The 13,461-nt window shown below is 56.4% G+C and carries 9 protein-coding genes; 7 read left to right on the forward strand and 2 right to left on the reverse strand.

What is annotated here, in order from left to right; all coding sequences use genetic code 11:
- Positions 1-97 precede the first annotated feature (97 nt).
- A complete protein-coding gene (locus tag DSM3645_RS17930; RefSeq protein WP_002653689.1) occupies positions 98-487 on the reverse strand; it encodes an Ig-like domain-containing protein in 390 nt (129 codons plus the stop codon).
- Positions 488-600: 113 nt separating this feature from the next.
- Complete coding sequence (locus tag DSM3645_RS17935) at positions 601-1,599, reverse strand: DUF1559 domain-containing protein (protein WP_002653690.1); 999 nt, start codon at positions 1,597-1,599, stop codon at positions 601-603.
- Positions 1,600-2,082: 483 nt separating this feature from the next.
- Here DSM3645_RS17935 and DSM3645_RS17940 point away from each other — a divergent pair, with 483 nt between their 5' ends.
- From DSM3645_RS17940 to DSM3645_RS17970, 7 genes are all read left to right on the forward strand, one after another.
- Complete coding sequence (locus DSM3645_RS17940) at positions 2,083-2,613, forward strand: sigma-70 family RNA polymerase sigma factor (RefSeq protein ID WP_237564849.1); 531 nt, start codon at positions 2,083-2,085, stop codon at positions 2,611-2,613.
- Complete coding sequence (locus DSM3645_RS17945) at positions 2,610-4,202, forward strand: FecR domain-containing protein (RefSeq protein ID WP_002653692.1); 1,593 nt, start codon at positions 2,610-2,612, stop codon at positions 4,200-4,202. Before DSM3645_RS17940 ends, DSM3645_RS17945 begins: the two co-directional genes overlap by 4 nt.
- Before the next feature lie 117 nt (positions 4,203-4,319).
- Positions 4,320-6,728: a DUF1592 domain-containing protein gene (locus DSM3645_RS17950; RefSeq protein ID WP_040352765.1), complete on the forward strand. Its 2,409-nt coding sequence runs from the start codon at positions 4,320-4,322 to the stop codon at positions 6,726-6,728.
- A gap of 41 nt (positions 6,729-6,769) precedes the next feature.
- Positions 6,770-8,152 (forward strand): DUF1552 domain-containing protein, encoded by a 1,383-nt coding sequence (locus DSM3645_RS17955; RefSeq protein ID WP_002653694.1) that lies wholly within the window; start codon positions 6,770-6,772, stop codon positions 8,150-8,152.
- Between the two features lie 42 nt (positions 8,153-8,194).
- The gene (locus DSM3645_RS17960; RefSeq protein WP_131282686.1) at positions 8,195-9,400 is read left to right on the forward strand and encodes a hypothetical protein; all 1,206 of its coding nucleotides are present in this window, start codon (positions 8,195-8,197) and stop codon (positions 9,398-9,400) included.
- 202 nt (positions 9,401-9,602) lie between these two features.
- Positions 9,603-11,882, forward strand: coding sequence for a DUF1592 domain-containing protein (locus tag DSM3645_RS17965; protein ID WP_081444883.1), 2,280 nt, complete (start codon positions 9,603-9,605; stop codon positions 11,880-11,882).
- 40 nt (positions 11,883-11,922) lie between these two features.
- A complete protein-coding gene (locus tag DSM3645_RS17970; protein WP_040351947.1) occupies positions 11,923-13,299 on the forward strand; it encodes a DUF1552 domain-containing protein in 1,377 nt (458 codons plus the stop codon).
- The last annotated feature ends 162 nt before the right edge of the window (positions 13,300-13,461 follow it).

The following is a 13,461-nucleotide window of genomic DNA, read 5'->3' on the forward strand; positions in this document are numbered from 1 at the left end:
GAAAATCTTGTGCGCATTCGGCCATGCGCACAAGATTTTCGCTCGTTAAACGCAACAAGGTTGACGCACGCGATCGCAAGCGATCACGCAATCAAGGTTATCGGCTCACCAAATCAAATTCATATTCATTGACGCCTGGCTGCACTTCTTTTTGGAGATCCGATTTCGAATTGTACTTGGCAGGAACCAATTCTGGCGCCATTTGTCCATTCTCTTGGGAGATCGCGGTCGAAACCATGACGCGATGGTTGCCGATCAAAGCTCCGGCGGCAGTGCCGGTATATTGCAATTCGAATTCGCCGTTGGCGTCGGTTAATCCATACGACGGTCGACCTTGCGTGGGCTGGAATTGAACTTGGGCATTAGGAAGCGGACTACCGTCGAGCTTGACGAGTCCTTTAACTTCCCCCAAGTCACTATTCGCGCCGGGGCCACACCCAAGTACGGCGAGAGCAGCCAGAACAACAAACGCGATTGGGGCTTTCACGAGATACTCCAGTATCTTTCAAAATATTACATGCGAAACATTCGGTAACGAGAAAGACTCGTTGGGCGCCGTTGAACCAAGCACGCAACGAGTAGATTTATTGCCGGAGAGCGTTAAAACGCCGGAATTGAATGGCCATCTTCGATTCCAATCAGATACTCAAACACGCTATTCACCGATGAGTTGGTGTCCAAGTCGATCGTTTCGGGAATAAAATTAACCGACCCGTCAAAGAAGACGAACTGGGCGCCCCCGGGATGCTGGCTGCCAAACGTCTTGCCGCGTTCGTTGTCTCCGCTGCCGCTATAGTTGATCGGATAGTAACTGGAGCCGCCGATGTCGAACATAAAGTCCTGATTGTTCGTATCGGCGCTGCAAGTTCCGATCCAGGTCGGCACGGTTCGGTTCGCTGAGTAGGTCGCCGACTTCGCATAAGAACGCTCGCCAACGGCGATCGTGTTGCTGGATCCGTCCCCAATCTTCGCGAACCGGGTTTTGCTATTGAGTCCAAATCCGCCGATCTCTTTGCCCTCGTTTCCCTTTTGTCGCCCGGCCGTATTGTCGTGCGAAGCGACATAGCTGGCGGTTGCAAGAAAGTCGTCGTCATCAATTTTTTCCGCGAAAAAATTGCGACCATGATTGATCCCACTCACCTGTGCGTCGGCCGAACTGCTCGGACAGGAAAAACCAGAGACAGCCGTCGCACAAGCGGCGGCGGATTCAGCCGGATAGGTGCCGGCGCCGATTCCGCCGAGATCATATAACGCGCCTTGTTCGTGAAAGGGCAACAAAAACGCACACCAACCCCATGCCGTCTTACGAGTTGTTTCCATCGTCAACTGACCGGTCCCGCCGCCGATCGATCGCGTATCTTCATAAGGAGACGTGTAGATAAACATCGGCGGAAACACGAGATGCGTATCGTGATAATTGTGCAGCGCCAGTCCCATCTGCTTCAGATTGTTAGAACACTGAATTCGTCGCGCTGCTTCGCGCGCTTGCTGAACGGCAGGCAACAACAGGGCGATCAAGACGCCGATAATTGCGATTACGACCAGTAGCTCGACCAGGGTGAAGCCTGGGCGTTTGGGATGAGAAGATGGCTGGTGCATAGTGACAAGAGCTCCCATGAAATGACGACGAAAAGACAGTACGAAAATAAGGAATAAGGAAATGAGGAAGGATCGAGACAACCAAAGGTGCGTCGACAGAAACAACCAGTCAGAAACTCAGCTTGGCCGGAAGGTTTGCTTCGAATGCGGAATCGTGCAGAACGCCAAGCTTTGGTGCTGGAATTCAAAATGGGCCTTTCCAGAGAAGTAAGAGGCATCGTTAACAAGATGCCGCGCATGGCCTCTCCATAGCTTTTGTCGAATAAAAGCGGAACCTGACCTCGAATTCGATAAAAAAGTTCAAATTTTAAAAAAACGCAGGAGCTTCATTCGCAGGCAAAGCGTTTAATGGAATTCCCGTCCATCGTTGCCGGCAACAGCCGGTCCCAGAAAGGACCGGTCAAGAAACAATGTCAGGTTCTCGGACTTACTGACAAATGCTTAGTAGAAAGACGCGATCGATTGTGCACAGATAGAAATACGGTGGATGTGGATCAGCAAAAGCATCAACGTTTTGCGGAACTGTTCGTCCGCAACGAGGCGGCCGTCTATCGCTATATCGTGAGCCTGATCCCCAATCGCGCCGATGCGGACGAGGTGTTCCAGCAAACCAACCTCACGTTATGGACGATTTGGGATCGCTACGATCCCGATCGCGAGTTTTTGCCGTGGGCGTTTGGTATCGCACGCAATGAGTCTCGAAATTTCATCCGACCCAGAAGAAGCAGGCACTGCGAATTGACAGACGATGTAATCGCCGAATTGACCGAACGCCGCTTACGCGAACAAGAACATCTAGTCGAACAGCAAGAAGCGCTGAACGACTGCCTGGAAAAACTGCCGTCAAGACAGCGTGATCTCATTCACCTTTGTTATGGAAGCGAGGCCTCCATGAAGGTTGTCGCGAAACAGCGGGGACAATCCCCCGATGCGCTCTACAAAGCGTTGCAACGCATTCGCGACCTGTTGCACGATTGCGTTCAACGGAATTTGGTATTAGCAAGTCGATCATGAGCAAATTGAATCCGCACACTTCCGATGAACTAGTGAGCCTCGCACGCGGATATTGCGACGAGCGATTGGACGCTGCGCAAGTGCGTCGTCTCGAGGAGTTGTTACGGAATAACCCCGAGAACCAACGGCGATTTATCGGCTATCTTGATTTGCATGCACGCCTTTGTTGGGAGGCGCGCAGCGGCGAACCGATTCTCGCCGAGCCTAACGTGCCGAAACCGACGACGCGCAGAACCGGGGTTCCCCGAGCGGTCTGGTTCTCGGCGGCCATCGCGGTTTCGCTACTCATGGGCTTCGCTTGGTGGACGTTTCGGATTCACCCGGCGACGCCTCCCATGCACGCAATCGGATTGGCGACCGTGGTTCGAGCGGTCGGACGCTGGGGAGACGATCTCGAAACGATTCGGCCCGGCCTGAAGCTTGAAAATGGCGTCTTCGAGCTCTCGCAAGGCGTTGTGGAATTAGCGTGGCCCTCTGGCGTTCGCATGATCCTGGAATCGCCGACGCGTCTCGAACTGGTCGATCACCAAAAAGTAATCTTGCATACGGGTCGAGTCGTGACTCGAGTCCCAGCGAGCGGCGTCGGGTTCGTGATGGAAACCGAACGGGTTCGCCTGGTCGACCTGGGAACCGAGTTTGGGGTCTCGGTTGGCCTGAGCGGTGCGACCGACGTCCAAGTCTACGAAGGAGCCGTGGACGTCTACTCGCATGCCTTCCAGGGAAACGTCTCGCAAGACAATCGCCTGAGTGCCGGCGAAGCGTATTCGTTCGACAAAACGAGCCGAGCGCTGCCGTTCGCTCCGGAACGATTTCTGCGCACCTTTCCCAAGACGCCTCGAAAGACCAAGACCGAGCTCGCATACAATCGCAGCGAAATCGAAATGATCCATGTCCGCCGTACAGCCCAACCGCCGGTCATTGACGGCAATCTGGAAGAGTGGGACCTATCCGAAGCGTTCACCGCCGCGTGTATCGAACCCTACGCAGCGACCTACCACGCGCAAGGGATGATTCGTTACGACGACCAACGTATTTATATCGCGATGCATATTGCGGATCCGGCGCCGATGGCCAGCATGACCGATCCCGAGAAGGAGCCTGCCTTCTTTTGGACCGGGGGAAGCGTCGTACTGCGTGTTGGCGCCGACAACCAACTGGGCTGGCCGCTCAATGCGTCCAAACCGGGTACTCCCTTGAGAGGCCGCCAACGCGACCCGGCGAAAGATGCAAGCCGTCAGATCGTTCATATCGGCATGTGGTACTCCAAACCGCAAGAAGTGTCGCAGCTGATCCTGCAATACGGCATCCGGTGCGACGAGCAAGTTTTGGCCTCCGAGGGTTGGCAAGGCGCTTTCCGGCGCGATGCCGACGGCCTGGGCTATACCTTGGAATATGCCATCGACTACGAACTGCTCCATGCCAGTCCGCCGCAGCCCGGCGACGTCTGGGCATCGACTTTGGCGATTCACTGGAGCGATCAGGATGGCCGGACCTGCATGGGACGGCTGCTCGAGATTACTCATCAAAGTCAAACTCCTTTCCGCACTTTCGACGCCGCGACGTGGGGCAAACTTGTTTTCGATCCCTAGCGGCGTCACCCCTTTCCCTTCAAACGCTTTCCGCCCTAACCTCGCGACTTGCCGTACATCAAGCATCCGCGCTACGCTTGCGCGGCCTTCAGCTTCCGCATCGCAACAGAGGATGAGATGACACGCAAAACGGTGATTTCTTTCCTGACCGCACTTTCTCTGCCGGTGATGATTGCGCCGTTGGCCGCCGCAGAACCGAGCTTCAAGAAGGATCTTGCGCCCTACCTCCAAGCCAATTGCATCGGCTGTCATGGATCGGAAACGCAAGAAGGCGAGTTCCGCATCGATACGCTTTCGACCAACGTGGGGTACGAAAGTACTCCCCAATGGGCCGAGATCATGCAACGAATCACGTCGGGAGAAATGCCGCCGGAAGATGCGGAAAATCTGCCGTCGGCTCAGGAAAGCGCTCAAATCGTCGAATGGCTCGCGGCACGAATCGAAGAAGGCGAAGCGGCCCGCATGGCCCAGCGAGGGCGCGTCACCTACAACCGCCTCACGCGGGACGAATATGTGAACACGGTCCGCGATCTCATCGGCGTTCACTTTGATGCGACCGATCCCGGCGGCTTTCAAGAAGACCCCCAGTGGCGCGGCATCCAGCGAATCGGCTCGATTCTGACGCTCGCGCCCTCTAACGTCGAAAAATATCTGGTCGCCGCCGAAACGATTTTGGCCGAAGCCTATCCCGCGAAAGAAGCGGAATTTATTGATGCGACCCGTCGCGCGGTGCCGGATAGTCGCATCCGCAAAGAACACCAAGAACGATTAAGCAAGCTGGGATTGCTCGACAAAGTTCGCTACGAGATGTGGGCCGGAGATCTCTATCGTGACTCCAACTTCCAATCGCTTCCCGCTCCAGGCATCTACGAAATGAGCATCACGCTCAGCGGACTGAAGCCGGCAGGAGGGCGCGCCCCGAGACTGTACGTCTATGAAAACAGTCTCGATCGCGTTCTTTTCGAGCATGATATCATCGCCCCGGAAGAGGAGCCGATCACGGTCACCTTCCGTGCTCACTTGCCCGCAGGCCGGCCCAACGTTCATATCATCAACGAAATCCCCGGCTTATCCACGAACTTCCGTTCAGGTCGACACGGCGGCCGCCCGTTTGTCAGCACCAAAGATGGTCGTCTACCTTGGCAGATGAAGCTGACCGACAGCGAAGGCAAACCGCTCCATCCATTCCTCATTCTCGATTCCATATCCTGGCGCGGCCCCTTCATTACCGAGCAAGAGCAGCGTCGCCGCGAAGAGTATTGGCCTGCCAAAGAAGGGGACCTGCAACTCGTTCGTGAAGGTCTGCGCAACTTGGCCCAGCGGGCCTTTCGACGTCCGGTCGCGGAGGTCGAGATCGATACATACATGCAGATCGTCCAGGCCGAACTCGACGCCGGCGAGCAGTTTTCGGATGCGGTCAAAGCCGGCATGTTGACGATTTTGTGCTCGAAAAGCTTTCTTTACATTGCCGAAGGGGACGAAGCCCAGGTGCGCCATACGCTGAACGACTGGGAAATCGCGTCTCGACTGTCTTACTTGTTCTGGAGCACGATGCCGGACGATGAGTTGTTTCGTCTGGCCGAAGCAGGGAAACTGCGAGATAAAGCGGAGCTTCGCCGTCAGGTGAAACGCATGCTCGCCGATCCCCAAGCGGACCGATTCTGCGAGTCGTTCCCTCAGCAGTGGCTGCAACTCGACAAAGTCGGCATGTTTCCGCCCGACAAGCAGCTCTATCCCGACTACGATCTGTCGTTAGAGCAAAGCATGGCTCAAGAGACGACGCAGTTTTTCCGCGAAGTCCTGCACAAGGGTCTGACGCTGCAAGAGTTCATTGATTCCGACTGGACGATGGTCAACTCGCGTCTGGCCCAGTTTTATGACCTGCCCGATTCGGTAGGACATAATTTCGAGCGGGTCTCGTTACAGCCCGACGCACATCGCGGCGGACTATTAAGCCAAGCCGCCATCCTGTCGTTGACCTCCGACGGCACGCGACATCGCCCCGTGCATCGCGGCAAGTACATTCTGGAAACGTTCTTTGGTAAATCGCCTCCGCCGCCGCCTGCCAATGTGGATCCGATTCCGACCAATCCGGTCGATTCTCCCAAGTCCACTCTGCGTCAGAAGCTGGAGGCCCATGTGCACGATGCGTCATGCGCTTCGTGCCATCGTAAGATCGATCCGCTGGGCCTGGCCTTTGAAAATTTCGACGCGATCGGCCAATGGCGAACCAAGGAAAACGTGCGCGGCTCCGGCGAAGACCCTGCGGTCGATCCGTCTGGACAATTGGCCGATGGACGCAGCTTTCAAACGCCAGCCGAGTTTAAACAATTGATGCTGCAAGATATCGATAAGTTCAACGCGGCGTTCATCGAAAAACTAGCGACCTACGGAATGCGCCGAGCCATGACCTTCGAAGACCGTGAAGACCTGGAGACGATCGCCGCGGCCAGCCGCGCGAGCGACTATCGCTTGCGAGAGATCCTGGAAGCGTTCGTCCTATCCGACTTGTTCCAAAAGCGTTAAGCCCGCCTCCACTTCGCTCCGAACCCCAAAGGTGAGATCCGATGAGCAATTTGAACATGAACCGCTGGCAGGTCAATCGCCGCCAAATGCTGCGCGGCGCCGGCGTCTCTCTCGCTTTGCCGTTGCTCAACGCGATGGAACTTCCCACGCTGCACGCAGCGCCGCGGCCCGCGCCGAACCAACCGAAGCGGAGCGTCTTTCTCTACATTCCCAACGGCGTAAACACGCTGACCTGGCAAATCGAACAGGCCGGCGCTGACTATCAGTTCAGCACTCCCATGAAGTCGCTCGAACGACATCGAGACGTCGTGACGCCGATCAGCGGTCTGCATCATCCGATGGTGCTCGGCAAGCATCATAACTGCGATAAAGTTTGGCTGACCGGAGCGAACGTGCCGTCGGATGGCGGCGCCTTTCGCAACACGGTGTCGGCCGACCAACTGATGGCCGAAGTCCAAGGGCCGTCCACGCGTTTCTCTTCGGTAGAACTCGCGATCGAAGGGCACTCGCTGGCTTGGTCTCGTGATGGCATTCCGATCCCGGCCGAACGAAATACGCGCGTGATCTTCAACCGATTGTTTGGCGTCGAGAAACAGAGCATCGGCGAAGTTCGTCGACGGCTGAATCGACGCGGCAGCATTCTGGATGCAGTCGCCGAGGACGCAAGTCGCGTCCAGCGCAAACTGGGAACCGAGGACCGCTCTAAACTTGACGAGTACTTGACCGCCGTCCGCCAAGTCGAGGTTCGAACGACGCGGGCCGAATCTTGGTTGGACGTTCCCAAGCCAACGATCCAACCGCAAGAGGAAGCTCGTCTGACGCGAAAGCTGGACATGAGCCAAGTCACCGAATACTACCGTCTGTTCTTCGACCTGATGGTTCTCGCTCTGCGAACCGATTCGACCCGCGTAATCACCTGTATGATTTGCAGCGAGTCGAACGGCGGTGCGATTCCTGACATCGGCATTTCGCAAACGCGACACGGGCTTTCCCACCACAACGGCGATCCCGAACAACTGCGACGTCTGACGGCGACCGATACGTTCCTGGTCGAACAGTACAGCTACTTCCTCGATCAACTGAAGGCGCATCACGACGATGATCAGCCGCTGCTAGATACGACGCAAGTTCTTTGGGGAAGCGGCATGGCCTATGGGCATAGTCATGGTAACGCCAACCTGCCGACGATCCTGGCCGGCGGCAAGGCCTTGGGTCTGAAGCATGGGCAGCACGTTGACTTCAATCTGCCAAAGATCGGCCAGTATGACGTCACCAACACCGACGGCCACTATCGGATCTGTTCGCGTCCGGTCGACGGAAACGCTCGTCTGAGCAATCTGCTGCTGACCATGTTGCAGCGGATGGATGTCGAGGTCGATCAGTTCCAAGACAGCGTCGGTCCGATTTCCGAGATCGTGACCTAACGCGTTCCCTTTCCAATGATGCACGAAATCGTAGGCCATTTTATGCCGACTCTTCCGCGATGTCTCTGGTCGATCCTGCCGCTGGTTCTGTTGGCCAGCGGCCTTTCCGCCCAGGAACAGCCGAAATTTCGTACCGATGCAAATCAGGACTCCAATCTCCCCTGGTTTCAGTTGGTGGATGGCGAGTTCCCGCCAGATGGCGCGGGGCATGCCATCTCGGGAGAATTGATCTCGCTGGATCATGTGGAGCGCAGGTTTCGGATCCGGGTCGATCGAGATGACACGCAGGACAAGGGAAGACTCGACTTGCCGTTAGAAGGCGATATGCTTCCCTATGGCTCGATCTATTACCTTGGCGCTCCGGCTGCGTTGCAGGATATTCCTCTTGGGACGCACTTGCACGGTCTCTTTTTTCTGGAAGATCCCCAGGCCAAAGCGGACAAGCCGGACGGTCCTTATGGACGGACCACGAAGGATGTCAACTTTCGTCGTTGCCTGCGTTTGGAGGATGACTTTTCGTTCTATGCTCGGCAGAACCAAACGTGGCGAATCGACGAGGTGAATCTTGACGAGATGACCCTCACTGCGACGCTTCATCAGGCAGGAAAACCGCTCGGCGATACACGAGCTTTTGATCTGCTAAGCAGCACGCGCGTCTTTCAGGGAACCGGTTTCGCTACCCTGAAGTCGATCAAAGTCGGCCAGGAAGTGTTGTTCAACTTGACCTGGGCGACACTTTACGGTCCGGGGCGAGTTCAAGAGCTCTGGCTCGACCCAGCAAGTCGCGATCTCGCATCCGAACTGCAGCGGAATCAGCATCACGTGCATACGCGCGACCGGGGCCTGGCCGGGTGGATCGACGCTGTGGATGACTATAAGCGAACCGTCACCATCACATTCTTCGACGGGGTCGACCCTGTGTTGTTCGAAGAACTAGACGACACGCACGAAAAACCGCACGGTTGGCCCTTCTCGTATCCAGAAGATGACCCCCAAGCGCCCAAAGGGGGCATTTGCGTGGCGCGAGAATCGTTGATGACCTATGACCCCGTGAATGATCGCAAAGGGGGAAACATCCTGGAGATCAAGTCGATCCCCAAGCAGCCAGGCAGCAGCGGCGTGCAAATCCAAGTGAAATGTGGAATGCTGCTCGAAGGCTTTCGCCCCGGCGGTATCATTCGCTTTTACCCGGCGACGTGGAAAGTCGTCGCATTGCCGCGCGAAGAACAATACTACGGTCGAGAGTAAGCACGAAAGAAGCGAAGTTCGCCGCGCTGGCAAGCATTTTTTCCGTTTCTTTCGCCAATTGCCGGCCATGGTCTTGCCCGGGGGATTCCGCTTTGGGATATCACCCAGTCGAAATGGACGGATTTTGCGCTGTTCACCAGTTTCTATCCCCATTACCATAAGGATGACATCCCGCCGATCCTTCCCTCCTTAGTTTCCTTCCATGTCATCCCGTTACCCTCTTTTTCTGCTATGCGCTCTCTTGGCATACGGCTGGATCACGCCTGTCGTCGCCCAAGAGCCTGAGTCCGCCGACCACTTTGAGAAGAAGATCCGGCCGGTTCTCACGCAGTACTGCGCCGCTTGCCATGATCCGGAAGATCCGAGTAACCACGTGGAGTTTCTCAAAGCGAACACGACGGCCGATCTTCAACATCTGCGCGGCATCTGGGGAAGCGCTGCGGCGCAGCTTCGTAATCGTACGATGCCTCCGCCGGATGAGGACCAACCCAGCGAACAGCAGCGTCTGGAACTGGCGAATTGGATTGACGACCATTTGCGAGCCACCGCGTGCGAACTTGGTCCGTATGCCGGCAACGTGACGACGCGTCGATTGAATCGTTCGGAATACGAAAACACGATTCGCGATCTCATCGGCCCGCAGCTTGGATACGACGAAACGTTTCCGACCGATGGCGGCGGCGGCGAAGGCTTTAATAACAACGGCGAAACCCTCTTTTTACCGCCGATGCTGATGGAGCGTTACGTTGAAGCGGCCCAACAAATTCTGGACGCCGCGATCATCACGCCTTCCTTGCGAACCGAATTTGCTGCGGACCAGCTAATACCGCTCGTCGAATCGCCAAACGACCAGCCGCGCACGCTAGCGCCAGGACTTGAGCTTTCGGCCGGCGTAGTCATCTATGTTGCCGGCGACTACGAATTAACCGCAGACGTTCGCAACATGTCGAAACAGGATTTGAAGCTAGTCCTGAAACTCGATGGACTTCCTGCGGACCGATTCCAGCTGAGTTCGCAAAAGGAACAATCGCTCGGCACCACTGTGCGACTAAGTCGTGGTTTTCATGCGATCGCCCTCCATAATCCCCAGGATCAGCCGGAGATCGCGCTATTGCGGTTAAAGGTGCAGGAATTGGGCGTCAAACGACCCAAAGCGGCTCAAAAATTCCATGATCACATCTTTCAAGCGAAAGAGGGTAAGTACGAGAAAGGTCGAATCGCCGCCGAGAAGCTTCTCCGTCGATTCGCGACGCAAGCTTTTCGTCATCCGGTCAGCGATGGCGATCTAGCGCCGTTTCTGGCTTTGTACGATCGTGCCGCTGACCGGGCCGATCCCTACGAAGAATGCATAAAGCTGGCCCTCAAAGGGATTCTCGTCTCCCCTCACTTTCTGTTTCGAATCGAAGCGACGCCGAGATCCGCAGAACTAGAACGCATCGACGACTTTGCTTTGGCGACGCGCCTCTCCTATTTCCTCTGGTCGAGCATGCCGGATGAGCGGTTGTTCGACTTAGCTCGTCAACAGAAGCTCCACGAAACGCCGGTGCTGAAAGCGGAAGTCCAGCGGATGCTGCAGGACGAGAAAGCGGATGTCTTTTTCGCAACGTTCACCGGACAGTGGCTCGGCACCAAGGAAGTCGGAGGAAGCGTTGCTCCGATCAACGGCCAGTTCAAAGGCATTTACTCGAGCGAACTCGCCGCCGACTTTCGCGCCGAAGCCATTCAACTAACGACCTACGTCGCCAGAGAGAACCGTTCGATCCTCGATTTTCTCGACGCCGATTATTGTTTCTTGAACGATCGACTGGCCAAGCACTATGACCTGCCGAAAGTCGCAGGGCGTCAACTGCGCAAGGTTGAAGTGACCAACGGTCAACGCGGCGGTCTCTTGGGGCTCGGCGGCGTTCACATGGTGACCTCGTACCCGCAACGTTCGAGCCCAGTCCTGCGCGGCGCATGGGTCTTGGAAACGTTGTTCGGTACGCCGGTGCCGAGCCCTCCGGCCGACATACCCGCTCTGCCCAATAAAGTGAGTGCGAAGAACGCGAAGACGTTCCGCCAGCAGTTGGAAAAGCATCGCGACAACGCTTCGTGCGCCGCTTGCCATGACCTGCTCGACCCCATCGGCTTTGGCCTGGACAATTTCGACCTGCTGGGACGCTGGCGCGACAAAACCGAGAACGGCCAAGCGGTGGATGCGACCGGCGTCCTGCCTTCGGGAGAAAAATTCTCTGGGCCGGCCGAACTGAAAGCGATTCTGCTCGAAAGAAAGCAGGAATTCGCTCGTCATTTAAGTCGCAAGGTCTTAGGCTATGCGTTAGGACGCAGTTTGGAAGATCCCGATAGTTGCACCATCGAATCGCTGGTGACCTCGCTGGAAGAAAACGATTTTCGCATGCAGACGTTGATCGAACAGATCGTCCTGAGCACTCCTTTCCAGTATCGGCAACAGGTGAACTCCGCCGATCCGACTTCCCACTAAGCCTCCCTCCGCTTTCTCCCCTTCAACCAGGAAATCGCCGATGCCACGACCTATTTCGCGCAGGATGTTGCTTCAGGGAACTGGCGCGGCGCTCGCTTTGCCGTGGCTCGAATCAATGAGTCAGCGCAGCTGGGGTTCTGAATCGCTCAGCGATCCGCCGCAGCGAGCCGCTTTTCTCTTCGTACCCAACGGCGTACGCGGCGATCAGTGGAACCCGGCGAAAACCGAGGACGGCAGCTTCGAACTAACGCCGATGCTGCAACCGCTGAAGGACGTCAAAGAAGAAGTCACCATCCTCGAAAACTTGTGGCATAAGCAGACCGTCGGTCGCAACGGGCACTGGCCCAAGGTTCCTGCTTGGCTCTCTGGCGGTTTCGTCGAACGAACGTCGGGCCGCGACATCAACACCGGCGGCGTCTCGATCGATCAGGTCCTGGCCAGCAAAGTGGGCGATCGAACTCCGCTTCCTTCGCTTGAGCTCGGCGTCGATGCGGCCTACACCGGCGTCGACAATGTAGGGGGCGGCTTCACACGCATTTATGGTTCGCATATTGCCTGGAGAGACCCCCATACGCCGGTTCCGAAAGAGATCGTCCCGCGTTTGGCTTTCGATCGCTTGTTCCGCACGACCACGGCCGGGCCGGTGGTGTCAGGATTCAATCCCCATCAAAAAGCGGTCGCCGATTCGTTGGCCCGCGACGACGCGAGCGTCCTTGATCTGGTGCTGGAAGACGCCAAATCGCTGCGCAGCAAAGTGGGCGAAGGAGATCGAGCGAAGCTGGATGAGTATCTCGAATCAGTACGCAGCGTAGAAAAACGTATCGAAACCGCGCTCAAACCGCAGAAACGCTGGATCAACCAAGGACGCTTCGACCTGCCGCGGCCTGGCCCCGGTATTCCGGAAAGCCACGAAGAGCATGTCCGCTTGATGCTGGATATTATGGTCCTGGCGTTTTGGACCGATACCACGCGCATTGCAACGTTCATGCTTGGCAACGCCCAAACCGGACGCAATTTCGGCTTCCTCGATGGAGTTCGCGGTTCGTTCCATGGCCTTTCGCATCATCGCAACGAGCAGAAAGAACGCGAACAGTACGAAAAAATCGTGCTGTGGCACCTAACGCAATACGCCTATCTGATCGATAAGATGCGCGGCCTTGATGAAGGGGGCCGTTCGCTCTTGGACAACAGCTTGGTGATGTACGGCTCGAGCATTAAAGACGGCAACACGCATCAAGAAGAAGACCTGCCGCTGCTGTTGGCCGGAAAAGGGGGCGGCTCGTTCAAGACCAACCGCCGCATCACGGCTCCCAAAGAGACGCCGCTTTGCAACATGTACGTCTCGCTGCTACGACACATGGGCGTCAAAGCGGAAAGCTTTGGCGACAGCACCGGTCACCTGGAAGGATGGAGCTAGGCAAACGCCATTTCCTGCTGGCTGGTCGAAGCCTGACGCCGAGATCAGATTCGCGACCGATTGGATCTCGGATGACAATCAGACCATGTGCCGACGTCTTCTTGCTGTGCTGTTACTTTCCGCTGGGGTACTTGGGACCATCGGCTGCGTCGTCGCCATCAT

The sequence above is a fragment of the Blastopirellula marina DSM 3645 genome, assembly GCF_000153105.1.
Taxonomy (GTDB): Bacteria; Planctomycetota; Planctomycetia; order Pirellulales; family Pirellulaceae; genus Blastopirellula; species Blastopirellula marina.

Bases quoted from the DNA above. Each gene is read 5' to 3' on its own strand.
- DSM3645_RS17935 (WP_002653690.1), bottom strand. From the start codon at position 1,599: ATGCACCAGCCATCTTCTCATCCCAAACGCCCAGGCTTCACCCTGGTC.
- DSM3645_RS17945 (WP_002653692.1), top strand. From the start codon at position 2,610: ATGAGCAAATTGAATCCGCACACTTCCGATGAACTAGTGAGCCTCGCA.
- DSM3645_RS17950 (WP_040352765.1), top strand. From the start codon at position 4,320: ATGACACGCAAAACGGTGATTTCTTTCCTGACCGCACTTTCTCTGCCG.
- DSM3645_RS17955 (WP_002653694.1), top strand. From the start codon at position 6,770: ATGAGCAATTTGAACATGAACCGCTGGCAGGTCAATCGCCGCCAAATG.
- DSM3645_RS17960 (WP_131282686.1), top strand. From the start codon at position 8,195: ATGCCGACTCTTCCGCGATGTCTCTGGTCGATCCTGCCGCTGGTTCTG.
- DSM3645_RS17965 (WP_081444883.1), top strand. From the start codon at position 9,603: ATGTCATCCCGTTACCCTCTTTTTCTGCTATGCGCTCTCTTGGCATAC.
- DSM3645_RS17970 (WP_040351947.1), top strand. From the start codon at position 11,923: ATGCCACGACCTATTTCGCGCAGGATGTTGCTTCAGGGAACTGGCGCG.